General features: G+C 49.6%; 27 protein-coding genes. 1 reads left to right on the forward strand and 26 read right to left on the reverse strand.

What is annotated here, in order from left to right:
• Positions 1–37: 37 nt before the first annotated feature.
• The 8 genes from QRO95_RS07965 to QRO95_RS08000 form a co-directional block, all read right to left on the reverse strand.
• Positions 38–922 (reverse strand): hypothetical protein, encoded by an 885-nt coding sequence (locus QRO95_RS07965; protein ID WP_285302220.1) that lies wholly within the window; start codon positions 920–922, stop codon positions 38–40.
• Positions 923–952: 30 nt separating this feature from the next.
• Entirely contained in the window at positions 953–4,015 is a 3,063-nt protein-coding gene (locus tag QRO95_RS07970; RefSeq protein WP_285302221.1) for a hypothetical protein, read from the reverse strand.
• Positions 4,016–4,024: 9 nt separating this feature from the next.
• Entirely contained in the window at positions 4,025–4,360 is a 336-nt protein-coding gene (locus QRO95_RS07975) for a hypothetical protein (protein WP_182681020.1), read from the reverse strand.
• 61 nt (positions 4,361–4,421) lie between these two features.
• Positions 4,422–5,666 (reverse strand): hypothetical protein, encoded by a 1,245-nt coding sequence (locus QRO95_RS07980; protein WP_285302223.1) that lies wholly within the window; start codon positions 5,664–5,666, stop codon positions 4,422–4,424.
• Between the two features lie 72 nt (positions 5,667–5,738).
• Positions 5,739–6,383, reverse strand: a complete 645-nt coding sequence (locus tag QRO95_RS07985) for a glycine zipper 2TM domain-containing protein (protein WP_182681022.1) — start codon at positions 6,381–6,383, stop codon at positions 5,739–5,741.
• A gap of 101 nt (positions 6,384–6,484) precedes the next feature.
• Positions 6,485–6,937, reverse strand: coding sequence for a hypothetical protein (locus QRO95_RS07990; protein ID WP_182681023.1), 453 nt, complete (start codon positions 6,935–6,937; stop codon positions 6,485–6,487).
• A 902-nt stretch (positions 6,938–7,839) separates the two neighbouring features.
• A complete protein-coding gene (locus QRO95_RS07995) occupies positions 7,840–8,589 on the reverse strand; it encodes an ankyrin repeat domain-containing protein (protein WP_143570037.1) in 750 nt (249 codons plus the stop codon).
• Between the two features lie 70 nt (positions 8,590–8,659).
• On the reverse strand, positions 8,660–9,247 hold the full coding sequence (locus QRO95_RS08000; RefSeq protein WP_158490958.1) for an ankyrin repeat domain-containing protein: 588 nt from the start codon (positions 9,245–9,247) through the stop codon (positions 8,660–8,662).
• Between the two features lie 121 nt (positions 9,248–9,368).
• Between QRO95_RS08000 and QRO95_RS08005 the strand changes: the two genes are divergently transcribed.
• Positions 9,369–10,388, forward strand: a complete 1,020-nt coding sequence (locus QRO95_RS08005; protein WP_182681024.1) for an HNH endonuclease — start codon at positions 9,369–9,371, stop codon at positions 10,386–10,388.
• A gap of 180 nt (positions 10,389–10,568) precedes the next feature.
• On the opposite strand, the gene QRO95_RS08010 is transcribed toward QRO95_RS08005, so the two are convergent.
• From QRO95_RS08010 to QRO95_RS25305, 18 genes are all read right to left on the reverse strand, one after another.
• On the reverse strand, positions 10,569–10,736 hold the full coding sequence (locus QRO95_RS08010; RefSeq protein ID WP_285302225.1) for a hypothetical protein: 168 nt from the start codon (positions 10,734–10,736) through the stop codon (positions 10,569–10,571).
• A gap of 49 nt (positions 10,737–10,785) precedes the next feature.
• Positions 10,786–11,229 carry a hypothetical protein gene (locus QRO95_RS08015; RefSeq protein ID WP_088470199.1) on the reverse strand — a complete coding sequence of 148 codons (444 nt, stop codon included), beginning with the start codon at positions 11,227–11,229 and terminating at the stop codon, positions 10,786–10,788.
• 158 nt (positions 11,230–11,387) lie between these two features.
• Entirely contained in the window at positions 11,388–11,561 is a 174-nt protein-coding gene (locus QRO95_RS08020; protein WP_158490959.1) for a hypothetical protein, read from the reverse strand.
• A gap of 272 nt (positions 11,562–11,833) precedes the next feature.
• Positions 11,834–12,028 carry a hypothetical protein gene (locus QRO95_RS08025; RefSeq protein ID WP_099476141.1) on the reverse strand — a complete coding sequence of 65 codons (195 nt, stop codon included), beginning with the start codon at positions 12,026–12,028 and terminating at the stop codon, positions 11,834–11,836.
• A complete protein-coding gene (locus QRO95_RS08030) occupies positions 12,025–12,306 on the reverse strand; it encodes a hypothetical protein (RefSeq protein ID WP_088470201.1) in 282 nt (93 codons plus the stop codon). Before QRO95_RS08030 ends, QRO95_RS08025 begins: the two co-directional genes overlap by 4 nt.
• Positions 12,307–12,463: 157 nt before the next feature.
• Complete coding sequence (locus QRO95_RS08035) at positions 12,464–12,856, reverse strand: ankyrin repeat domain-containing protein (RefSeq protein ID WP_088470202.1); 393 nt, start codon at positions 12,854–12,856, stop codon at positions 12,464–12,466.
• Complete coding sequence (locus QRO95_RS08040) at positions 12,850–13,170, reverse strand: hypothetical protein (RefSeq protein ID WP_182681026.1); 321 nt, start codon at positions 13,168–13,170, stop codon at positions 12,850–12,852. Before QRO95_RS08040 ends, QRO95_RS08035 begins: the two co-directional genes overlap by 7 nt.
• 124 nt (positions 13,171–13,294) lie before the next feature.
• Entirely contained in the window at positions 13,295–13,735 is a 441-nt protein-coding gene (locus QRO95_RS08045) for a hypothetical protein (RefSeq protein WP_088470203.1), read from the reverse strand.
• Positions 13,736–13,859: 124 nt separating this feature from the next.
• The gene (locus QRO95_RS08050) at positions 13,860–14,381 is read right to left on the reverse strand and encodes a hypothetical protein (RefSeq protein WP_182681027.1); all 522 of its coding nucleotides are present in this window, start codon (positions 14,379–14,381) and stop codon (positions 13,860–13,862) included.
• Between the two features lie 181 nt (positions 14,382–14,562).
• The gene (locus tag QRO95_RS08055; protein ID WP_182681028.1) at positions 14,563–15,123 is read right to left on the reverse strand and encodes a hypothetical protein; all 561 of its coding nucleotides are present in this window, start codon (positions 15,121–15,123) and stop codon (positions 14,563–14,565) included.
• 85 nt (positions 15,124–15,208) lie between these two features.
• A complete protein-coding gene (locus tag QRO95_RS08060; protein ID WP_182681029.1) occupies positions 15,209–15,619 on the reverse strand; it encodes a hypothetical protein in 411 nt (136 codons plus the stop codon).
• A gap of 129 nt (positions 15,620–15,748) precedes the next feature.
• Positions 15,749–17,074 carry an ankyrin repeat domain-containing protein gene (locus QRO95_RS08065; protein WP_285302227.1) on the reverse strand — a complete coding sequence of 442 codons (1,326 nt, stop codon included), beginning with the start codon at positions 17,072–17,074 and terminating at the stop codon, positions 15,749–15,751.
• Positions 17,075–17,132: 58 nt separating this feature from the next.
• The gene (locus QRO95_RS08070) at positions 17,133–18,248 is read right to left on the reverse strand and encodes an ankyrin repeat domain-containing protein (RefSeq protein WP_242876463.1); all 1,116 of its coding nucleotides are present in this window, start codon (positions 18,246–18,248) and stop codon (positions 17,133–17,135) included.
• A 263-nt stretch (positions 18,249–18,511) separates the two neighbouring features.
• A complete protein-coding gene (locus QRO95_RS08075) occupies positions 18,512–19,987 on the reverse strand; it encodes an ankyrin repeat domain-containing protein (RefSeq protein WP_242876484.1) in 1,476 nt (491 codons plus the stop codon).
• A gap of 434 nt (positions 19,988–20,421) precedes the next feature.
• Complete coding sequence (locus tag QRO95_RS08080; RefSeq protein ID WP_143570083.1) at positions 20,422–20,970, reverse strand: hypothetical protein; 549 nt, start codon at positions 20,968–20,970, stop codon at positions 20,422–20,424.
• A 98-nt stretch (positions 20,971–21,068) separates the two neighbouring features.
• A complete protein-coding gene (locus QRO95_RS08085; RefSeq protein WP_285302230.1) occupies positions 21,069–21,893 on the reverse strand; it encodes a hypothetical protein in 825 nt (274 codons plus the stop codon).
• 146 nt (positions 21,894–22,039) lie between these two features.
• Positions 22,040–23,464 (reverse strand): hypothetical protein, encoded by a 1,425-nt coding sequence (locus QRO95_RS08090; protein WP_099476149.1) that lies wholly within the window; start codon positions 23,462–23,464, stop codon positions 22,040–22,042.
• A 156-nt stretch (positions 23,465–23,620) separates the two neighbouring features.
• A partial coding sequence (locus tag QRO95_RS25305) for an ankyrin repeat domain-containing protein (RefSeq protein WP_343237325.1) occupies positions 23,621–24,451 on the reverse strand: 831 nt, incomplete at its 5' end.

Below are 24,451 nucleotides of genomic sequence, written 5' to 3' on the forward strand. Positions count from 1 at the left end.
ACCCAATAATAAGGCCGGGAATTCCCGGCCTTTTGTGTTACTGGGTGCAAGTTTGACTTCGCCGCTGGGTTTGCACCTGCGTTTGTTCTTCGCTTTCGACATCCACGTGCCCGCTTTGCGTGCGCTGATGTTTGAACAGAAGGTCGTCAATTTCCTTCTCCTTGGGCCAGCGATTGTTTTCCAACACGAACTTGTGCTGCAAGTCAGCCAACAACTTTTCCTCTTCAGTTGGTTTTGCCAAAGTTTCTGCCGCCCACGCCATCCCACCTTGACGCTCTCCTTGTTCGGACTGCCCGCTGTCACCGTCGGAAGTCTCGCGGCGTTTCTGGATGCGCTCGGCTAAGGAAAAGGAGTCACGGCCTTGGAAAAGATTGTATGCATCCGCTGACGCCTGGGCGTGCATCAATTGCTCCGATGGCAGTTCACCCAATTTCTGACGTTCGCCCGTGGCCTCCAACAACTCTTCAAATTTTTGATTGCGGCGCTTGGTCAATTCCGCCAAAACTTCGGGGGAGGATTTCTCTTCCCACTCGTGCATCTGCTGCTTGCTGTCTTCAATTTGTTGTTCGTACACACTGAACTTCTTCTGCCACTCGTCTTTACCAAACGCTAAGGGTTTAGGGTTGTTCTCCAAAAACACGGTGCGCGCGTGCAAAATGCTTTGGTAGTGCTCTTCCAACTTCAACACATGGGTTGGATCTTGGCGGCGTTCAATTTCATGGTCGTACTGTCCAATGCGGCGCTCAAGTCCATCAACGGTGGCGTCGTGGTCCACCCAGGCTTGCGCTTGGGGGTCTCCGCCTTCCGCTGCCTGCTGCTTTTCCGCGCGGAATGTGTCGTCCGGTGCTTGGAAGATATCTTCCAACTTGGTGCTGAACATTGCGTCGTTGTAGGCTTTCTGGTCTTCAATGTGTTTGTTCATACTATTGCTCTCCTATTTTGAGTTGTTGTTTTATGCCAATTCGTTCTGGAAGTTCTCGGGTTCCAAGCGTTCCGCTTTGAACCGTTCCATGTACTTGTCCACTTTGCCGGGTGTGACAGGAATGGTTTTAGCAAAATCAACCCGCCGCACGTTTCCTCGGTTGAGGTACACCAACGCACGTGTACCACCACTTGTGTTGAGTTCGCGTTCCAATTCCACCGCTGACACAATCTCGCCGTCTTTCGCGGATCCTGCCCCACCCACAATAATGGCTGACCGCGCTTTGGATCCTGCTGCTTCGCCAACATTGGTTCCTTGCAACGCCTGCATCTTTTGATCCCAACGGTGGCCGTAATCGCTGACCAGCATGTCTTGAGATACAACTTTCCCCATGCCGAAGCGTTTCAATTTCCGCAAGAACGCACGCTGCGGGTGATCGTCCACATTAAGCGTTGAGCGTTTGAAGGCATTGGTGCTGGCCTTGTAATCAAAACCACGGCCCGTGGGTTCGTATTGAACAATCGACCCATGCCCCACCTTACCCGCAACCCACTCATAGCTTGCTTTGGAGGCCATGGAACAGGTGACGGATTGGAAACAATCCAGGAACGCATCAAGATCTTCGCGGGTTTCAAAGCACTGCATTAAACCTTCCACGTTCTGGGTTAAATACACAGCACCCATACCAAGCGAACGGGCAATGCTGAGCAAGCCCTTTTCTTGCTTGCTGACCAACAAATGGCATTCGTCCATCAACTGGATGAACACCGTGTCATCGGGCATTTCTTTGCGCCAATCGGGGGCTTCAACACGGCGTTTGAGTTTGGCGTACACCCGCTGCTTCAACAGGATTTGCACGGCGGTGCCAGCCTCTTTGTGCAGAGCTTCTGGAAGATCGATCCCAATGCGATCCCCACGCATGACGCCCGTGATATCCACACCGCTTGTCAATGCCGTCCAAGGGGTTCCGTTTTCGTCAACCAAATGTTCGGATTGGTACAAGGGGTTGATGCGTTGATCAACGTTCAAAAGAAACGATTGACGTTGTTCGTGAGGGTACTTGGCCCAGGTTTCGGCAATGTAACCCACAGCTTTTTGCAAAGCAGAACCTTCAACTTGAATTTTGGGGTGGATGGCAATGGGGCTGCGGCTCTCGCCTTGCACATTCACGCCCAAGAAGTTGAACCAACGTTTGATCTCAGGACCAATCTCCCCCTCTTCACCGCCTTTGGGAACCACAATGTCGTTCAACATCTTTTTGGTCTTCACGAAATGGTCGTAGCTCCAATGCCATTCGCGCGGACGGCTCACTTCTTTAGCATAGAATTCACGGCGGTCGCGTGTCTCTTGCAACGCGCGAACAGCTTTGTGGTGCTGATCAGATTTCTTGGTGTCGGGATTGAAGTTCAACTGCTTCACAATGAATTCCAAATTGGGAAGCATTGCGTCGATCTTGGTTAACTCCGAAACAGCTTTTTTGTAGACCGTTTTTTCATGCTCACACAACGCCTCAAAAATCAGACAGGTGTTCACCACAAAAAAATCTGCCCCTTGGCTCCACATCTTGTCTTTAGCGGACGAACTGGCAACCATTGAGTTGATGGCGTCGGCCAAATCCATTGCCTTCAATCCCTCAATCAAGCCCACCGCCATACCAGGCTTGATGTTCCAATCCAACGCGTTTCGGACTTCACCGGGCAACGTTCCCTTTCCGCACAAGACGAACAAACCAACGCGGTATCCGTTCATGGCCGCCAGAGCTATTTGCAAGGCGATCAAACGCGCAAAGTTGGTTGTTTTACCAATACCAGTTCGCCCCAAGTTCAACATGTGGGTACACATGTCGTTGATCGACATCACCATGAACTTGTTTTGGTCGGGACTAAAGTTGTAGCCCTTGCGCGCCAAATACCCTGTGGAAATAGCAATCACGATGTCCGGAGATTTGTCGTTCTCAACATTCATCCGTTGGAACTGACGGTCGTCCATATCACGTTGATACGAGTGATCCTGCATCACACCGCCAATCCGTTTGTTTTGCTGATCCAACACCCAGCCGCGCGCTTGGAAATTCTGTTCGGTGTAGCGCATTGCGTACGCTGATGCGAACAACAAGATCACCCATGGAGCCATAACGGGTGGAAGTGACAACACCAACCCCAAAGCCAAGCACAACTTGGCGTACGCCCACACCCAGGCTTTACCGCCTTGAACAGCCCCGCCAACTTTTGAGTCGTTCCCAGCATTCACCAATGAGCCAAGTAGCATCACAAAACCACTTCCCACAATAAACAGACCCAAGGCCATGGAGATGTTGCCCACCAAACCCCATTGGCCGGTGGCGAAGTTGGTCAGTGCTGAAATCGCATTGTTGGCTAACCCGGCTATCAGATCCGACGCCGAAAGCCCTTGGCTGGTTGACACCAACTGCGCCTGGTCAAGTGCGGCCACGGCTTTCCCTGTTTTCACAGTGGACACCACGTTCAACGACAGGAGAACCGGCAGGATGAAGCCAACAAATCCGCTCTTGACGGCCTCGGTGATTGACTCCCCTTGGTACAACGCAATGAGGTGCGGTATCACCAAGGCAGCGGGCAGACACGCGAGCAACGCCCACAGTCCCGGCAACGCCATCAACACAATGGTCAATGCCGCCAAGACAGGAACCATTCCGTAGACAATTGATGTTGCTGTTGAGTCGCCCCCCTGCGTGGTGTCGGTTGGGGTGACAAAGTTTTCCCAGGGCAAGCCGTCGCTTGTGACTTTGTACGTCGAATGTTCGTCATCCAGGTCTTCTGCGACCATCGGCGAGTACATGCGGAATGGCTCGCGATTGACGCCCTCGGGCACATACAGCGATCCGTCCTCACGCATCTTCGCGCCCATCTTTTGAACTTTCTCGTAGTCCTTCAGCTGAACGTTTGGCAGTTCACCATTGAGCACATGGCGGTCACCGCGACTGATCAAACGATGAAAACGCTTGTTGGCGTTGCTGATTGTTTTTTGCTCACTCGTTGGAATAGAGCCTTGGCCTTTTAATCGACCATACAGCTTTTCCATAAAATCTGGAATTGTAAAAATACTTAAACCCATATCACCCCCTTATACTTTAATGATGAACCAAAACACCAACCCCAAAAAACAAATAATGGAAAGTGATGTCATGAACACGCCGCGCGACACACGCGGAGCCTCTTCGTCGCGGATCTGAGCTAAAAGCAAACTGTTATCCCGCCAATTGCTTTCCGACTCAGAAATATCCGCTGTACTGCCTCGATCACCCACGTTGTAATAATATTCCCGCTCTAAGTGTGGGTTCATCTTGGGATACTTGTGCAACGGTGTGCGAATTAACTTCCGTCCGTAAAAATTGTAAATCTTGCTGCCCAGCGACAGGCCGAACTTTGTTTTGTATTGATCGTATATTTTGTTGAGCATTTTGACTCCTTATATATATGCCTTGTTTAATCAAACACAGAAGCTAACATTGTCAATAGCTTTAAAATTGTTTTGCCCATTCGTCCAAATCATCGCTGGCTTTGTCCTGCCAGTTCTGTGAGCGCGCATTGCGTGGCTCAACTTTGGGCGCAGGTTTTGTTTGGGCAGGTCGTGGACGTGGCGCGGGTTGTGCAACAGACGCAACCGGTTTGGGCGTTTCAATTTTCGGCTCGACCTTCGCTTCAACCTTTGGTGTTGCTTGAGGTTCAACACTCACAGGTTTTGGTTCAACAGCAATTGGTTGTTGTTCAACTTTCGGTTCTTCAACGACGGCTGGCTCTTGAACCTTTTGTTGCGCACGTTCGGCATCAACAACCGACTTTTCGCGGAACACAATCGACACGCCAGCCACTTCATCAAAGACGATGCTTTTGGGAACCGTGTTGCTTGCGTTTCCATAATTGACCGTTGCCCTGACAAATCCATTCCCGGCATCAATCAATATGCGCGGATTGGTCTGATTGGGTTCGTACTCACCGGATGGCTCAATGTTGTATTCCTCGCGGACATCACCCACAGGGTTGATAAACACCACCTCACCCTTTTTGGAAATCACAAGAGACTTCTCACCATCGACCCAGGTCTTTCCAAAGATCGCCGTCACGCGCTCATCCAAGATCGCACCGCGTTTGGTTTTGAACTCCACGATGGGCTTTTCTTCTTGAACCTTTTCGACCGCAACTGTTGTGGTGTCGTCGCTGGGCCAATACAGATAGCCTCCAACCACACCAGCAACGATCAACAATGCCGCGCCGACCAACACAATGGGTTTGCGTGAAGGGGGTTTCTTTTCACCGTCTTGCTGCAGCTCAGGTTGTTCAACCCGATCATCGCTAAAGAATGACTCATCCATTTCGGGCGCACGGGCAATTGCAATGGACACATTTGCTGGGGCTGAGTGTGTAAGGTCGTAACCCACCCTTTCATCTGCAACAGTTTCTGCTTGTGCGACAACAGGTTCTTCAACGCTGTGCGGCGCGCTGGCCTCATCGTGTTTTTTCTGTTGTTGTTTTTCTTTGACTTCGGAAGCTTTCTTGGCGGCTGCTGTCGCGCCACTTTTCAATCCACCCCACAAACCACTTCCGATTTTTTTTGCACCATCTTTGACCTTCTGCGCGGCCTCGACTGTCTTATCAACCGCCCGATCCAAATCCTTGCTGTTGCAGTCGTCAACAAGATCCTCGTCGTCAACCATCTGCATCTCTAATGCGCGCGGATCAATTTTTTTATTTTTATCGTCTGACATATTCACTCCTTATTGATTGCTCAACGTGCTGGGGATACTGGGCGTCATTGCGACGCCCAGTATCGTTTTGGATTACTGACGCGCCAATTCCGGCAACGGGGTGATGACGAACTTGCTGTCCCCTTGTCCGCAACTGACCTTCACCGCGTGTTGAACACCCGCGCCGTTGAATGCGCCACGCTTGCCCAACTCGGCCAACGGCAACTCACAGCCTTGGCGTCCGCTGAACTCAAAGGTCAGTTGGTTTTTGGAGCGCACGCTGATTGCGGCCACCTTGTCGAACACCGCCGATGTTTTCGCCGACATCGGGGACAAGTCGCTGGGGTTGTATGCAATCACCATTGCGCCCAACTCTTTGGTGGGTTTGCCGCGCTCATCCACACCGTCCCGCGCATCGACGGTTGCGGTCAAGCCTGCGGCTTGCGCCTGGGCTTGTGCCTCTTGGAACTCTTTGAGTTGTTTTGCTTTGCTCCACTTCTTGCCAAAGAAGTTTCCGCCCGCGCAACCCAATGCTCCACCGCCCACCGCTCCAACCGCTTGATCGTCTTTGAAGACCTTCGCGCCCACCACACCGCCCAACAATCCGCCGACAACACAGCCGATCTTTCCGGCCTTCTCTGTGCGCCGTTGGTCCTCTTGCTGGGTTTGTGCGTGTGCAGTCATTCCGCCTGTTGCCAACGCCACTGCCACCGCTGCTGCCAATACAATGTTTTTCATAAATCATTCTCCTTGTTGTGAATTCAAATAGTTTTGTACCTGGGGAGGTTGTTGGTCATCGTTCGTGAGGCTCCCCTGTACACCACGACCGATTTTTTTAATTACGATTTGTCACCGCTGGGGAATGACACTTGCGATCCACCCGATGAATGACTGCTTCTGCTGCTTGACGATGACGGTGAGCCGATATGCAGCGCGCCCGACTCAAGCCCCCTATTGAGAACGGTTGTCATTCCTGAAATGTGTTGCTGTGCGATCTTGATGTGATGCTCGGACATGGCGTCAGCGACCTGCTCGGCTTTCTCAATAAAGGATTTTTGATCGGCCAATAGGTTGAGCCGGAGATTTGCCAGTTCTTTGCGCAGGTCGTTTTGGGTGCGCAGTAAATCCTGTTTTGCTTGCTCAATGGCGTCCACTGTTTCCACTTGGCTGAGCTTTACTTCGATGGCGTTGCGGATCCAATCGACAAATGTCATACCGCAACCGGCCATTTGACGTTCAATACGTTCGTTCTGCCGCTCTGTAATTTTGATGTGCTTGCTAATTTTTTTCATTTTTCCTCCTTTTTGTTTCCTTTACTCAAACAAAAAATTGGATAAAGTCAAGCTCATTGCCGAAACTCAAGCAAATCAAGGGTTTTTGGGTATTTTATTAAGGCAAATAAATACACATGCGTGTACATCTGAAAAGCCTTGCTGCTGTAGGCTTTTCGTGTGCTTTTAATCGTTTTTATGTACACCGCGTTACAACACCGAAGGTGCGACATGTGCATACGTTCTGTTCAGTCCCAAACCGACGGCTGTAGACTTTCGGCCCCCGCGTGGTTTTGATTTTGCTTTTCGCTTTTTTGTTTTTTGCTCTGGCTTTTCGCTTCTGCCTTGCTCCGGCTGTCCCGCTGTTGCTCTTTGCGGGCGCTCGGGCTTTATTGTTTTTTGCTTTGCCCACTGGCGCGCTCCACCGCCAGTCAGTGCCCCGTCCTGGCCGTCTCGTGCTGTTCTTCTGGGTGTTTGCAGTGCCACACCACGGCTTGGGCCTGCAGCTCGTCTTGACCGCTGTCAAGTCGTTCGTGTGTCAGCCGTCTGTACCTGTTGGCTGGGCACCCCCTGCCCTCGCCTGCGGCTCTTGGCTGCACGTCTGGTTGCTTGCGAGACACCTGTGCGCCGTCTGTTCGGACGGCCTGCACACGTCGTCTGGTCCGCTCTGTGGGTTCGTGCGTGCAGCCGTCTGGTGATACCGTTTGGTTCTCGCACAACAATCAAGCGTCTGGTCCGGTCAACGCGCGCAGCGTCAGGTTCTCAAACCAAACACCTTTTGTTCGTCCAGCCGTTCTGGTTATACATACGTTGTCCTGCCTCAAGTACCCTGGAACACTTCATCGTCAGGTGTTGAGAATTCAACGGGCATAAAAAAGGCCGTCCATTGGACGGCCTATCGTGCAACCAAAAATTGTTAGTTGTCAGATCCCACCTTCACCACGCTTGATGCGGTCCGGTGAATTCTCAGATAACGCAAGCAACTCCGCGTTTAGCACTGCTCGTTGAATAATCGATTTAATGCCCGATCTGTTTGCAACATCACCGGGGGTTTTCCCCTTGGCATTTAATGCAGAGGGATTGGCACCAGCATGAAGCAGAACCCCAATTACTTCCTCACCATTTGCCCCATATGCTGCCATATGTAAAACAGTGTCACCATCATTGTTGACTGCATTAACGTCAGCCCCAAGGGCGATTAGGGACGCCACTGGATTAACTTCATTAGCGCACCACTCACTTGCGCTAATGAAGTGATGCATTAGAAGCGTTTCGCCGTCTTTGTTTCTTGCATTGACATCCGCACCCGCATGAACAAGCAATTTAATAGCATCAGTTTCGACATCACCCCAAAGATGGAAGATTGGCGTAAGACCAGAATGATCCATTGCGTTAATGTTTGCGCCAGCTTCAAGTAGAGCCTTAACTGTTTCCACTGTCCGTGCCGACACCAAGGGTGTCCTCCCTTCGTGATCAATGCAATTCACATCAGCACCACGGCGAGCAAGTTCTCTTATTAGATACGGCTTATCATAGCTCACTGCGTAATGCATCAATTTCATCCCAAGCACACGACCATCAGCGTTAAGATTATCGACTTCGCCGCGATCAATACTTGTCAAAAGTTCGTCAAACCTATTTTCAACCATAAGTTGAAAAGCATTTACTTTCAAAGGACACCTCCACCGTCCAGTTCCATCCCAGTCTATCAAAAAACCCGCCGAAGCGGGTTTCGTTTTTCTATTACATTCGCCGCCGCATTCGCACCGGTTCTGCGTCCAGGCTTGCTGTGACTTCACTCATGATTTTTGCATTGGTCTGAGTGTTCAACGCCTCGGTCAAACGGTCCCGTAGGGAAAAATCGTCTGCGAGTTCCGCTGGCACTTGTCCATCTTTAGTACGCGCTGTTGCGTCGGCTCCTGCTTGTAGAATTTTCTCAGTCACTTGCGGCAAGCTGTACGCCGCTGCGACATGCAAGGCGTTGTACCCCTCGTGGTCTGTGGCGTTGACATCCGCACCCATTTTCAAAAGCTCGTTTACGCACCCGAACGAATTCTTGACGATGGCTAAGTGCAACGGTCGAACACCATGTTTTTCGTTCTCAATATTGATGTCCGCGCCCGCATTGATAAGCTCACTCAGGACAAACGCTTGCCCTTTGTACGCAGCAATATGCATCATTGAGTTGCCTTGTTCGTTGAGCGCATTAAGATTGACAATACCATCAAGCGCCAACCGAAACTCATCCGCCGACTTTTCGTCACCATTATTCTTTTCAAGATTTCCAGCCGCTTTCGCAAGCCGCTGGTAGTTCTCATCATTGAAATTCATATTTTTTCCCCTGTGTGGGTGGATATATACATAGCAACACACGCGCTTAATTTGTCAAGGCCAATATTTGACAATACAGCAAATTGTGATTGAGTAAGACGTGCATCAACAGGGGAACAACATGAATATTAAAGATGAAATGCTCTCGATCATTCTTACGCTCAACAAACGCAAACGGCACAGCGTCCCAAAATACGCGCGTCCCACAATATTGGGTTTGTTTGGCGGGGTGTGCGCGTACTGCGGGGATGTGATCAACGCGGAAAAGAAAAACGCGTGGGGCGTCACCCACGCTATACCTGTGGCTTTGGGTGGGGAGGTTTCCATGGACAACTGGATCCCCTCGTGCATACCGTGCATCCAAAAATTTGGGAATTCCGATTGCCTGTCCGCGTTGACAACGAACACCACAAGGATGGATCCCACGTGGCAAAGCAAGTTGGAGCGCATACGCGACAAAGGGTTGCTTAGAAGCCGCAACCATCTCACTCATTTGTCACCAAAAACCGACATGGAGCATGTTCAAAAAGCCATTGCGGCGCGATGGACCCAGGAGCGCTGCACGGTGTTTGTTACGGTGTTGCCAACGCATGTCGTGTTGGCGTTGACCGCACGCAGTGGCTCACCCCAACGTGTGGGTGAGATGTCATCGCTTCTTCTGTTTGGATTTAAGGCTCAACGGTCGGATGTCACAGGTCCATACACCGCTACGGCCACCAAAGCTGGGTTGAACCTGTTTGTTGTCCCCCGCGCGCGGCTCATCGATGTCACCATGGCGTTGACGGAGGAAAACTGCTGGTTAAGAGAGGTCCGTGTTTCCATTACCCCCAACCATGAAGACCGGTCAGTGTGGCGTTCGTTTTGGTTTCGCTCGTACGTGACACTCAAATCAAACTGGACGCGTCGTGTGTACGGAGAAGTGCAAGCGCCCTGGTACGTGCGCAATTCGTTGTCGATGACGCCCGGTGCGGTACGCAGGCGGCGGCACTACCTGAAAAAGAAAGCCAGTGTGTTGGAAGGATTGCAATACGATTCACACGTGAGAGATTTGCGCATGGCCGCAGGACAACCGGTGGAGAACTGGGATGATCGGGTGAAACGTTTGGAACACGAACTGAATTTGCAAATCAAACTGTCGTAACACATCCAAACAAAAAGGACCGATCTTTCGGTCCTTTTTTATATGTGCAACATGATGTTATCTCTCAGACAGCCAGACCCAGGGCAAACGCGACCAGCGCAAGACAGAGGATGGAGGCGGCGTGCAACTGGACTTGTGTTTGACGTTCAAAGCGCTTTAAGCGTTGCTGTGCAGATGTCTTCATTTTGCTTGCTCCTGAATGGATACGGGCGTTTCATAGGTCATGGGATCGTTTTCTTCAACACAGAAGACATAGAAGACTCCGTAGATGTTGAAAGCGATGGCTGCGTACAACGCTGCGCGCAAAGTGTAGTAGGTTAATGCGCTTTGTCCGTATTTTTTTTTCATAGCGTAATTTCATAGCGGTTCCTTTTTAAGTTTTTAATGTTCGGATCAATCAGTTGATAGAAGCGGTGTACTTGTCGTACGTGGTCATGTCGATGGATTTGACATACTCCTGAACATAGGGTGGAAGACAACCTTTGAACAATTGGAAGATCGTTGTTCCAGTGTAGTCATCGCGTTGGCCGGTGCGGCGGTTGATGCTGCGGTTCATCAGTGTGGTGACGGATGCATACCCGTCGCGCACCAGCACTTCAATAATTGTGTTGTACACACCAGCCAGTTGATCGTCGTTTGTCAGCAGAGCTTTGCGGTACAAGCAGCAGGCCAAGTGGATGGGAGTGGCGTCGCAGGTGGTGGCTCTGCTGTTGGTCAGCGCGGTCAATTGTGCGGCGTCCACGCGTCCATCTTTTTCGCGGAAGTTGGTTAAGACGATAGAACGAACGGCTTTTAAGTTGGCGGTTTCGACGGCGTGGAAAAGTTGGGTTGATAAGTTCATGCAATGCTCCGTGAATGGATTGGTGATTAGCGGCGTTTGGATTTGTCTCTCAATTTTTTGATCAAGCGAATTTCACGTTTGATTTTTCTGCTATCACGTTTGATTTTATTACTGAAAACTTTGCTTGTGTTGCTCATAAGAAGTCCTGAATGGTGTGGTTAGCGGGCCTTGCTTGCGGCAATAGCGGCGTCGGCTTTGTCGTACATGCTGCTCGATGACGACACCGAGTTGAACAACCCGCCAATCAAAGTGCAGACCAACCAACCGACAAGGACGACACCGATTGCAACGGCTGTGAATTTTAAGGTGGTGGCGTTGATGATTTGTTCCATTGTTATTCCCCTTTAGAATTGAATTGTGAATTAGATTGCACAGATGCGGTTTAAAATATTGCAGATCGTGATGTGCATGACGGCTGCGGTGGTAAGTGTAGCGATAATCATTTTGAAACCCCTTTCTCTTTGTATGTATTGATCATACGAAATATAATTAACATGTCAATAGATTTAATTGACATTTTTTATCAAAAGTGTTAGTTATCTCACATTATTTGAAATTGAAATCTCAGAATGAAAAAAAGAGCCAATTAAGGCTCTTTAATATTTCAATGAAACACCACTTCTGACTCAAATTCCATTAAGAGAATTGGAATACAGACGCCAAATGATGAAAGCACCGGTAAAAAAATTTCCATGGAGATGGGCGCGTAAGGTATACACAAGTTGACGATCAATAAAATGATAGACATTGCCAGGGCAACACATGCCACGCCCATGAGATAGATGAGTATTTTCTTCATGCAGCCTCCGTCATTTCGGGCATAGCGTTGAGTCTTTTGGCGGTTTCAAGAATGTCAGCCAAGTCATGGGTTGCGACTTCCGATGCGTCCACCCAATGGAATGTCAGGTAATACTCGGCGGACAGATCCCCTTCCCATCCGCGTAAGAAATCTGAGTCACTGTTGGATTTGGCGCGGATGATGGCTTCGCGCACCACTCCTTCGCGAGTCCACAGTTGCGCGCTGTCTGTCAATTCGACAAATCCGTTTTCTTGCAATTGAGATAAGATGGATTTCATACAACCCCCGTTTTTTGATTGAGATACCTTCACTCAAACACGGATCACAACATTGTCAATAGCATTGATTGATATTATTTACAGCATATAAGCGCTTTGAATTGGGGATAAAATCCCAATAAAAAAAGCCCGCCGAAGCGGGCTTACTCTTGTGCTGTTACATCTTTCTGGTGCGTTGCTTTTCTGGTGGTTGATCGCAAACTGCGCTGAGTATGCGCAACCGTTGGACCTCACCGTCGATCAACTCGATCAAATCGGGCCGTGCGGTGTGTAGCGCGATGTCCTGGCACGACATTCCATAATGGGTGCGCAGACGTGTATTGGCCCCCAATTCCAACAGCAAGCGGATTATGTCTTTTGTGGCCGATGGGTTGGTCTTTAACGACGTGCTGCACCACAAAGCGAAGTGAAGTGGTGTTTCGCCGCGCAGATTGCAAACGTTGACATCCCAACCATTCGCCACAAGATTTTTAATGGCGTTGTGATCATGGCGGATGATGGCGTTGTGCAAGTCGGTACACCCGAATGCATCGTACGACGGAGTTACCATTTGATGGACTCCGAGGACCAGTGATCGCGGCTCAGCGCGTACAGTTCGTAGATGCTTGGGTTTTCGTAAAACGCTGCTTCCTCCATTTCCGTAGACAACAAGCGTTCTTCAAGCTGTTCCCAGGCATCAATGGCTGCAACCCGGCTGCATTCATCCGCCATGATCTTGTAAGGTTGATCAGCCCATCCCTCACCGTTCCATACGAATGCATCAAAGACGTGGTAACCCGCTAGCGTCTGACACCATTCAAAGCGGACGGAAGCATTGTCTTCGTTGCAAATGAGGTTTGTGTGGTTGATGTAAAAAATATTCATGTTGCCCCCGAAGTATGTGTGTGATGTATTCACACAATCATGGAAGGCAATATTGTCAAGCTCTATTTTTGGAGAAAGAAAAAGCCCGCCGAAGCGGGCTTAACCAATGCGTTTGCAGCAGGACTTACAGATCGCCGTAGGTGGGCTTACCCTCAGCGGTGAGTTTTGCGCCCGCTTCGCTGGCTTCAAAGTTCCTGAGGACTTCGGGCTTGGGACCCTTGCCACCGTAATAGAACGGCGTCTTCTTACCGTCGTGCAGGAAGCGGTTGTTGGCGCGCTGTTCCTTGGGAACGGTGTTGCGCGGCTTGGAGCCAGCAGCCTTACCACCCTTCTTCACCGGCCCAAAGAAGTTGGCGACCTGGGCCTTCTGCCCATCGGTGAGATAAGCGGAGATGTTGGACAGGGTGTTCAACACTTCTTCAAGAGCGTCGCCAGCAGAGGCGCGGCGCGCGTCCTGGATGCGCTGACGATCCGCAGCCTGCTTTTCTTCCAGTGCCGCGAGGTCTTTGGCGAGCTTCTTTTCCAGCTCATCAGCTTCTTTCCAGGTAAAGGTCTTCTCGTTCATTTGGTGATCTTTTGTCTATTGGGCCGCAATTGGCAACCGGATCATATCTCATCAAATTTCCATTGCCAAGCTATTCCCCGACCTTTTTGCTGAAAAAAAAGCCACCCGAAGGTGGCCATTTCAGTCATTTCTTCTTAAGCCCAGGTGGGCGTCTGCGCCGTGTTGAGTTTGGCAGAGACCAACTGTTAACAACCTCATCGACGCGATGGTAAGCGGCATTCTGGCGTTCGTTGTCCTGTTCAATACGCGCCTTTTCATCTTGGCGCTCGGTGTCGAAGCTTGCAAGGAACTGTTCCACGCGTGCGGGGTCATTCCAGTTTGCAATCACTGCTTTCATCGCACTCATGATGCTTGAGCGGTCCAAAATGACATCCGTTGCAAGATCGCGTGTGACTTCACAGCGATGCTCCAAACTCCGCACTTTCCTTTGAAGTTCTTCCACTTCACGCGCCAGGTCATTGGCCCGCTGGATGGCGTCCAGCTCTAAGTTTAAACGCCGATGCTTCCGCCGTTCCTCAATCCGATCCTGCCGAATGCTTCGGTCCTCTTGTTGCCCCTGGGCAAACTGGATGTTGTTGTTGATCAAGTCACTGGTGGATTGATCGGCATCTTGGTAGATACGTCCTAAAGTTCTGAGCAAGTCCATAATTCCTCCTATTCATTGGATCCATTCACAGAAGCAGAAGATAGAACATTGTCAAGCCCACGCCGAGTCATCTAGCTCCTTTCTCCCGCTGGAGTCAAGCTCAATCGCAGCGGAATGGGGTGCAAATCCGCTCTGTCGCGCGTCCAATGAAAATTTACTGGCACACAGGTGTTGAAATGCATCACGTGAGCGGCGACAGCACCACGTTGGTCAGGTCATAGCCTGAGTCCTTTGCAATCCCGGTGAGGACCAGCACCAGATCCGCCTTGCGTTGCTCTTCGCGCTTTTTGTGGATCACCTGCTCCAACTCGGCAATGGACAGGTCGTTGATGTTCACCAATGCGACTGTGGGCAGTTCGTCACCGATCCCAAGAGCCTCAACGATGGACTGTAAGGCGTTGGGTTTGACACCTGGGCGATCAAAGCCGTCGTGGTAGTACCCTGCTTCACCAACCTCTGCAGCTTCAAGCAAAACGGTGTTGGGGATGCGAATGGCGGGGCGGTTGGGGTCAATAAACGAGCGCTTGTTGATCCACGTGGCCGGTCCTGTCTTCCAACGGGGTTTTAGTGAGAGTCGTGTTTCCATACTGGTGACCACCGCCCACACGCCTTCACTGTCGTTGACTCCCAGGCACAGCAGTGGGTGGATAACGCGAAGCTTGGTGTCCACGTTGTTGCGGTGAAGCGCATCAACGCAGGCGTACACAATTATTCCGGGTTTTAATTCTTCTCTTTTGAGCATAGATATTCCTCGATGAATGAAAAATCTCATCCAAGCAGAATTTCAAGGCGTGTCAAGAAAAAGCCCGCTTCCGCGGGCGTTTTACTTAGCACTGAACACTGTTTTGCAATTGGGAATATCTGCGCAGACAGATCTTAACGACTTGACTGCAAATGATCCCTGCCGACATCAAGCCAACCAATCCGATGTGCCACGCGTCCGCAACGCTCCACGCTGCATACGCGGCCAATCCAAACAGCACCAATTTTTGAAGCATTGAAGCCACATCAAACTGAGATGAGTTGTGGGCTTGGGATTTGTATTTGTACGGCATCACAAACGCTTGCACCAACGCCAAGCAGGCAATGGCAATATCCACGTCATTTCGGAACACCAGTGCGTTGTGCGTGATAACAACAAAGTACGCCATTTCTGCAAAGAAGCCCAAAATGAACGCACAAGCACATAATCGCTCATAAAAGATTTTCGACATTACCACCCCCGTTTTGATTGACATACATTCACTCAAACACAGAAGTCCACATTGTCAATAAGGCTGGCTGGAATTAAAAAACCACAAGCGCTTTTGAGTGGGAATAAAATCCCAATAAAAAAAGCCCGCCGAAGCGGGCTTACTTTGTTGCTTTTACATCTTTCGCTTCACGGGCTGTTGTTCGTCTTTGATGTCCAGGCTTTCCATCAACAGTTTGCGCTGGTGTTCTGCAAAGATCCGTGGTCCACGTTCAACGAGATCCCGCCAGACAAACTTGCGATCAATATGGGACTGCTGCATGTACTCATCTGGGGTTTTTCCGTAATAATCTGCGCTTTTTATTGTGGGGTCTGCGCCAAACTGGATGAGCATTTCTTGCATCCTCCGCGACTTCGCAAGATACAAAAGCTCGCTGTCTATTCTCAAATGACCGCGCATCATATGCTCAAGGAGAACTCTTGTGTAATCACACGTGTCCTCCCGAACAGAAAATTCAAGAAGTCCAAGATCATAACACCCATGCTGGTTGATGTTGGCGAAATTCGCAAGATCTTTGAACACTTCAAATTCCCCACAGTAATACGCAATCCAAAATGGATGCCGGTCCAACAGCTCTTCTTCCATCTCGCGGAATTGATAACTGCACGCGTTGATTTTGATGAGATACCGTGCAATATTGATTTTTCGCTTTAAAATGAGAGCAGATAAGAGTGGATATCCATTCTCCAACATGAGATTGGGATCGGCACCATGGTGCAAAAGAAGATCCGTCATCGCTGTGGATTGGGCGGAAAGAAGCGGACAAATCACGGTGTCATGCACTTGATTGGGGTTGGCCCCTGCTTTCAAAAGTGCGGTCGCAACATCCATGTTGTCGTTGAGTGCAGCGGCGCATAAGGCGGTGTTTCCATTGTCGTCCACGGCATGAAGGTTTGCTCCTGCGTCAATAAGCATCTGCACAAGATTGATGTCGCCGCCCAGGACTGCTGAATGCAAAGGCATTGTATGGGTCGCCTCGTACACCGTGGACTCAAATCTGAGGTCCAACGTGCTATTGGGATCCGCTCCACACTCAATGAGCACCTTAGCGAAATGGATTGCGCCATCTTTGACGCACTCATGCAGCAGGGTTGAATTCATCCGATGTTTTCTATCGCTCACAGTTCCACAAGACATATTGATGTCCGAACAGTGCGGAATGATCTGACTAAAATCCACCAAGCATCCACTGAGATACGCTTTCCGCAAGCAATACATACCAACAGAATCGCGCTCACTTTCGACAGATCGTTCTATCGCACGGATACTGTCTACAACTTGGCTGGATAAGGCATTCTCTGCAACATCCGGCTCCGTGATTAACTGTTCGACTTCCTTTGCACGCCATCGTGTTAAGAACTCCTTTGCGCGCAACACCATTTCGGACCAATGACTTTTCATGATAACAACCCCCGTTTTGATTGAGATATATTCAATCAACCACGGCTGGCAATATTGTCAAGCATAAAAAAAGCCCGCCGAAGCGGGCTTATCTCTTTTACATTTTACGTCGCTTTGTAGATTGTTGTTGCGACTCACCCAGTTCTTCCAAAAGTTTTCGTTGCGTGGCTGCGCTTTCCAACAAAGCTTTTGCTTCCCGCACCTCTTGTTCATCATCATTGTCCTCACAGGTCATATCAGCAGCCTGTTTTCCAGCCTTATTGCGCAATGATGGATCAGCGCCCGCATCAAGCAAATTTTGTATGCCTTGCAAATTCCCGAACGTCATGAGTTGATGAAGAGCCGTGCTGTCTGTTTCTTGAAACCTTGCGTTTAAATCTATGCTTAGATCAACCATCAACTGAACTGCGTCTCTGCGACTTGCGTTGAGCGCTATGAAGTTAGGATCGTACATATCAAGAGGATTGAGACCATGATTATTCACAATATCCAATGATGCGCCTGCCTTTACAAGAAAAGACACGTGTTCAATATCATCAAGATAGTGAAGAAGTGTACTACCATTTTTATCCTGGCCATTGACATCAAAGCCCGCAAGAACCAGATTTTCCAACAGCCGCAAGCCTTCATCATGGGCATTCAAATTGCCGAAATGATGCAGACGCAACAGGCCAATGTATTTTTCCGCTATGACATCCGGGTCAACACTGGCGTACATAATCTTCTCAATGTGCCGCTCACGAGGGCGCAACCCACTCTTTAAAAGCAGAGCTATACGATCACCACCGCGAGCCACATCAATAATATCAAGTCCATTCTTATTATCATCGTCATAGTCATAGTCATAGTCATAGTCATCCGCGCATCCATACCCATACCCATTTTTTGTCACGTGTGCGTTTACGCTCGCGCCAAGCTCAATAAGATCACTCATAATTTCTAGAATGCCCTCATTCTCATCGTCTTCCATCCACTTGGATGCTACAAAAGCAAGGGGCGTCATTTCTCTCTGCCACAGCGGGCCATTGACCGCAATAACTTCATTAACGTCGTGCGCCTCAAAGTAGCTACGCACTTGCGATCTATCCAATACTGCGCTGGGATTCTTGACTTTTAGAATTGCATAGACATCCAGATCTTGCTCCCCCTGGGAAATCGACGTATTAAGTTGTCTCATAGAAACCCCCGATTTGATTGAGATACCTTCACTCAAACACGGATGGCAATATTGTCAAGCATGTTGCCTTCCCATATTGACAAGCCAGGCAATTCATGGATGATGAGGATGCAATGGAAATAAAGGAACTTACTCACCCTTTATGGAATGTGCGCCGAGACGACCAACCGGATGAAAGTGAGCGTCTCCCAGCAGTCGAACGGCTGGCTCTGTTCACGACAGGGTGCAAATGGTTCTCTGGATCGGAGTATAAAAGGCGCTGTAAGCGCCTTTTACTTTGTTTGCCCTTATCTCAGTTGTCACATCTTTCGACGTTGAACGGAGTGCTGTTCTGTACTCAGCCCGGTGGCTTTATTAAGCAATCGGCGCTGACGTTTGATGGGTCGCTGGATCCAGCGCTGTTCATGTTCAATCAGCAATTCTTTGGCTTTGGGCGTCTTCGCATAGACGGACGCTCGGTGACCACTCCCGCTTTCAAGAGTTGGATCGGCCTTGCGTTGCAACAACCAATTTAAGCGCCGCGTTGCGTTGTTCAATGCCACGTAATGCAAGGCTGTGAATCCCAATTTGTCCTGAGCGTTCACATCCACACCCAGTTCAATAATTCTGTGCATCAAACCGCAGGAAATGTGTTCCATTGCCACATGATGAAGAAGGGTTTTACCGTTATTTGGAGATTTCTTATCCAATGGGTTGTAACCTGCATCCAGCACCGCATGAAACACAGACTCATTAAATGCAGCGTGCGTTAACACCCCATGTCCTGCTTGATCAATGGCGTTGACATCCGCTCCCGCGTCAAGAAGTACGCGAGTTAAATGGAGTGCGTCTGAATGACATCCTAAGTAGTGCATGTATTCAAATAGTGGTGTACGGCCTAGATCATTCCGTGCGTTCGGATCGGCTCCACGGCTGAGTAGGTACGTGCTGACCTCCGGCGAATTCATCATGTGCAAAGGTGTTGCACAACTATTGCTGCGCGCATCAATCTCTGCACCTGCGTCCAACAGTGCTTTCGCGCACGGTACGTTCAACGTCGTGTGCAATGGTGTTTGGCCCTTGCTCCCTTTCGCGTTGACATCCGCCCCACCCTCAATCAACGCCTGGACACATGCGGCGTCGTCCACGAGATGCAATGGAGTCGAACCGTGCCGATTTCTGGCGTTGGGGTCCAATCCCAAACTCAGTAGGTACTCAACAACCCCAGGGTGACCAACGTTGTGCAAAGCGGTGTTCCCATCGTCGGTTGCGAATGGGTCGGCCCCACACTCAATCAAGCCCCGCGCATGATCCGCACTGTTGGCGCACACACTGAGCAGAAGATCCTTGGCGTTGATTGAGGGTGCATTGTTGTAAATCTGGTGGACCCCCATACTGTTCCCACAGAGCTTGAGGATATGGGCTGCGCCCTCCTGGGCGTCTTTGTAGTTCTCATCGGAATAGATCAAGTCTTCTGGGATCCGCCACGTGTCACCCATCACGCACAATCTCATCAGCAGTCCATGCACATCGAGCATTGTTGTGTAGGGAGCAAGCAAAGCGGCGGCATCATCGCTGCGCACCGTGTAAAACGCCGGAATGCCAATGTTGGGGTCCACACCAGTGTTCAACGCCGCGCGCACAAGACGAACATCGCTTGAATATCGCACCACGTATTGAGCAAGCTCCCACTCCCCTTCGTGGAGCATGATTTGGCCTATGAGTTGTTGATCGCTTAGCGTCGAACTCAATGCAACGAGGTCGGACAGACACTTTTTCAGTTCGTCCGCATACATATCATGCACATGACCATAATCCATAGAGACCCCGCAATTGATTGAGATGCCTTCACTCAAACAGGGATGGCAATATTGTCAAGCTCAAAGTAAAAGCCCGCAGAAGCGGGCTTCTTGTTACCTTAAACCCATTAACCCATCCGATTTAAACACTGGCGATAAAACAGCCCAGGGCGAGTCCAAAACTGAAAGCAGTCACTACTGACAAACAGACTGTTCTGATCCACATCGAACGTTTAGCTTTCGCCTTCGATTTTGATGCCTCGATGTAGCTAGTGATAGAGCCCTGAAGATCATCAAAACAGTTTTGCAATACTGCAAGATAGATTTTATCCATAACACCCCCTTTAATTTGATTGCGATGAATTCAATCAAGCATGGATGTCAACATTGTCAAGCTCAAAGAAAAAGCCCGCTGTCGCGGGCTTCATTCGCTACATCTTTCGCTTACCTGGTGCAGGTGTTTTCGACTGCACTTCCGACACAACGTCCAAAAGTTTTTTCTGCTGCCTGCGCCGCGCAACCTCAATCAAATGGTCGCACTGTTCTTCAAGTGTGGGCCACCTCTGGTCCGTCTCCCACTGCGGAATGTCCCCTGCTCCATTGGTGAAGTATCTTGCACGATTGTGCATCTGTAGCAGAGTAGCAGCGTCATGTGGGTTGATCTTGGATCCACCCTCCAGTTTTTCTTTTAACTCACCATACACAGTCGATAAAAACACCGATCGCAATCTCTCTGGACGCGAACTCAAAAACTTACCAGTGTGCGGATTCATTTCCACACCAACAAGGCTAGGCGCACTCTCATCAAGCCTACTGCAAACAAGATCCAAAAAACCATCGATGTCAAAATGTCTTTCCATCATGGGGTAGTCGTCAGTCTCTACAATCCTTTTCATCCACCGTCTGACCAAAAAGCAAAATACTGCACCTGATGAAAAACTAATGCCCAATGCGATCAACCCTATATAACTTGCTTCCATACTGACCCCCTATTTGATTGAGATATATCACACAATCATGGAAGCCAATATTGTCAAGCTCAAAGTAAAAGCCCGCCGAAGCGGGCTAATGGTTGCCTTTACATGCGCCGTTTTGGTCGGACTTCGGCATCCTCAGTTGCGACAGCAAGTTCACAAAACAAGATATGCTTCTCTTTTTTTGCTTTGGCAGCGTCAACCTGCGCGACCAGGTTCAAGAACGATTGCCGACAATCATCTGCGATGATCTTTATATCTTGGGCGTCCAAGGTTTCACTGCCGGGCAATTGTAATTCTTTCTTTTCCAATCCGATTGAAGCAAAGGCATCAACAAGATCCACCAATTCCATATCGGTGCATCTAAATCCCCCACCGCTGTACTGATAGAATGTCCACAGAACTATTGGAACATTAGTCAACGCATCCGCCCGTGGTCCTTCGACTTGACGCGCACCATTCCGGATGAGAAAAGGGATCAAAAAAAATTTATCACGATAGATAGCTTCTTCCAATGGGGTCCGACCGTCGTCAGGCGAACGCGCGTTGATATCCGCCCCACATTCAAGTGCGAACGACAACATTTCCTTGTTTTTTTCAATCATGTGTGGGGCGGCGCACTCAACAATGCGGTTGAGTGTTGAGCATGTTTCTATGCCACTTTTTCCCACTCTGTAAAAATTGTAGTGCTGAGCCAAAGTTGGGTTATCCGTCACAAGCGACTTAAATGCATTCACATCATCCTGAAAGATGGAGCAAGACAGGCGGTTGCCATCGGGATCCTCTTTCAACTTGGGACGGATGACAATTTCGGGCTCGGTTGCGGGATGTTCTACAGATTTCATCCAACGGCGTATCGAAATATAAAAGACGGCACTCGCGGCGCAACCAATGCCAATTGCCAAACACCATATAGTAATTGCATCCATAGAACCTCCGTTTTATTGATATACATTCACTTAAACACGGATGGCAACATTGTCAATGGGTGCAATTGACACTTTAAAGCATCAAGCGCTTTTGAATGGGATAAAATCCCAATAAAGAAAAGCCCGGCTAAGCGGGCTTATCTCTTTTACATTTTACGTCGCATTTTTTGCACGGGCGCTTCCTCACCCACTTCCGCCAGGATTACGTCACGCTGTTGACGGTTTAAGGCATCTTGGACTGCATCTTTTCTGGACTTGTACACGTCTTCCATACCGGAACCTTTTCCAAGTGACATGTATTGCCGTTGTGCTTCGTCACTCATCACAGCGCCACGATCAATCAGCGCAACAATCCGATCAGCGTCGGGGATCTCCATCTTCATATAAGACGCCAAGTCAGCAGTTGGATTCTCTGAATGTTCAATCAAATAGTCTAACGCTCTTTTTTTAGATCCATATACAAGAAGATTCTTCACTCCATCAAAGTGCTTCACAACCTCATCCATGGGCCGTTGTCCTTCACCTTCGTCAACCGCCCCGAAGCTCCGCAAGACCTCAAACGTCTCAAATTTTCCGTTCAAAAGCGAAGCCAACACCAAGCTTTGCCCCTCGTCATTGAGTGCGCGGGGATCGTGGCCCATCAAAAGCATTTCGGTGACCGCTTGGGGGTTTGTCATTGCATGCATGTGATGGGCTTCAAAGATGTCGGGATGCTCAGTGACCAGCCTCAATTCAAGCGGCGCAAGCTGTTTGACGTTCTCGGACGCTATGTGATGCCTCTGCCACGCTTCTTCTTGTTGCTCCGGTGGACTATGGAAATAAACGTGATACGCTTTGACGCCTTCATCTTTGATGCCATACAGAACGTCCCCCAAAAGGTGTTCCGTGGGAATTCCACCCCTGTCTAATGCACGGTTGATTTTATCAACCGAATGGCACAATTCGATCACGGACAGTTCGTCGTAGTTGTCTGTGTCATCAAGGCTTTCCACACGACATTGCGCATTGGGATCCCCGCCCGCCTGCAACAATTTTTCGAATGTCCAGCCGCTCACCTTGTCCTCAAACGCGGCTAAACCACAGATGGGTCCGGTGTAGCGTATATTTTTCTCAGGGTATTCCCAGGTGATTTCATCGTTGGGATCGTGCTTGAGTTCGGAAAAATACCGCTCGACGTTGCCGGTTGTCAGCAAATCATAGATTTCTGCATCACTGTATTTGCGATTGATCCAGTGTGCGTGCGCTTCCACTGCGTTGCGCAGCACCTCTTGCTTCTCTGCGCTGGCATCCTCAAACGCATGGAACGTGATTGCATCAGGATATTCATCATACTCTTCCAACTCTTTGAACAATTGGAACTCAAAGCTGTCAAGCTCTGCCCCGCTGTCGATAATTGCTTGAAGCTTGGCGCTGTCAACCTTATCCGAGAATATCGCGTATTGAAGCGCGCCGCCCTCGAAGGTTAGCCCTGAACCCACATCTGCAACAACAGCGTCCCTGTCATTAACATTATGATGTTTAAAGTGCTCCACCAATTCATCGACTGTCGCCGTTTCGATGAATTCAGCCATCTCGCGTGCCGAAATTTGTGTTCGCATGACGCACCCCCGTTTATGTGATTAAGATGCCTCCAATCAAACAGAAAACCATGTTTTGTCAATGATGATTTGACGTTGAAGGCAACATAAAAAAGCCCGCCGAAGCGGGCTTTACATTTCAACATCTGGTTACATGCGGCGCGTTACCGATTGGCGGTTTCGGGGTTCGTCTTCAATGGCCTGCTGTAAAACACTTCGCTGTTCCAACGCCCGTTGCTCTGCTCCCAAATCCAGGTTCATGCTCCCAACAGCTTGGTTGTAATCCTTACCAAAGAACACTCGATCCGCGACACGTACAGCATTCAGGTCATCGGCAGTTTGACCATCATTATTTTTGATTGACGGGTCTGCACCATTTTCGACCAGCAACTTCTGACACTCCCCACAGTCCGTGTTGTGCAGTGGCGTTGAACCAAACTTGCCTTGATGATTGACATTCGCACCAGCGTCGATCAATAAACGGACCACCTCAATATCATTGATACGCGCGGCTGCGTTCAGTGGCGTATCACATCCGTCGCCATGCCAATCTTTGTCCTTGATATTGACATCCGCCCCGGACGCAATGAGTTCGTGGATGACGTTGTGAGCCTCATGATACACCGCAGCTGACAATAAAGACTCGCCATCTGAGTTGAGCCAATTTAGCTCAAGGCCATCCCCAATCATTTTCTGAACATACTCCACATCATCATTCCGGAGAGCTAAATCAAGTTTGTGTTCAAACATATTAAATTTAGTTTCACTGTTGTCTGTCATTTTCAGAAGACGACTGCACCAGTTGATTGGGCGTAATGGCTGTTGTGCAGCCAGCTCCTGACAGTTCAATATCAGAAGTGATCTGCACCAATCTCGACTATGCTCAATACTCGTGTGCACCAAAGCGAGGTGAGCATGGCGACGGAGGCTCTGTTGCAAAGATTGGCGGCAGTCAGAGGTAGGCTGTCGCTCTGCGCCGAT

The organism is Stenotrophomonas maltophilia group sp. Smal13 (assembly GCF_030236855.1).
In the GTDB taxonomy this organism is placed as follows: domain Bacteria; phylum Pseudomonadota; class Gammaproteobacteria; order Xanthomonadales; family Xanthomonadaceae; genus Stenotrophomonas; species Stenotrophomonas maltophilia_A.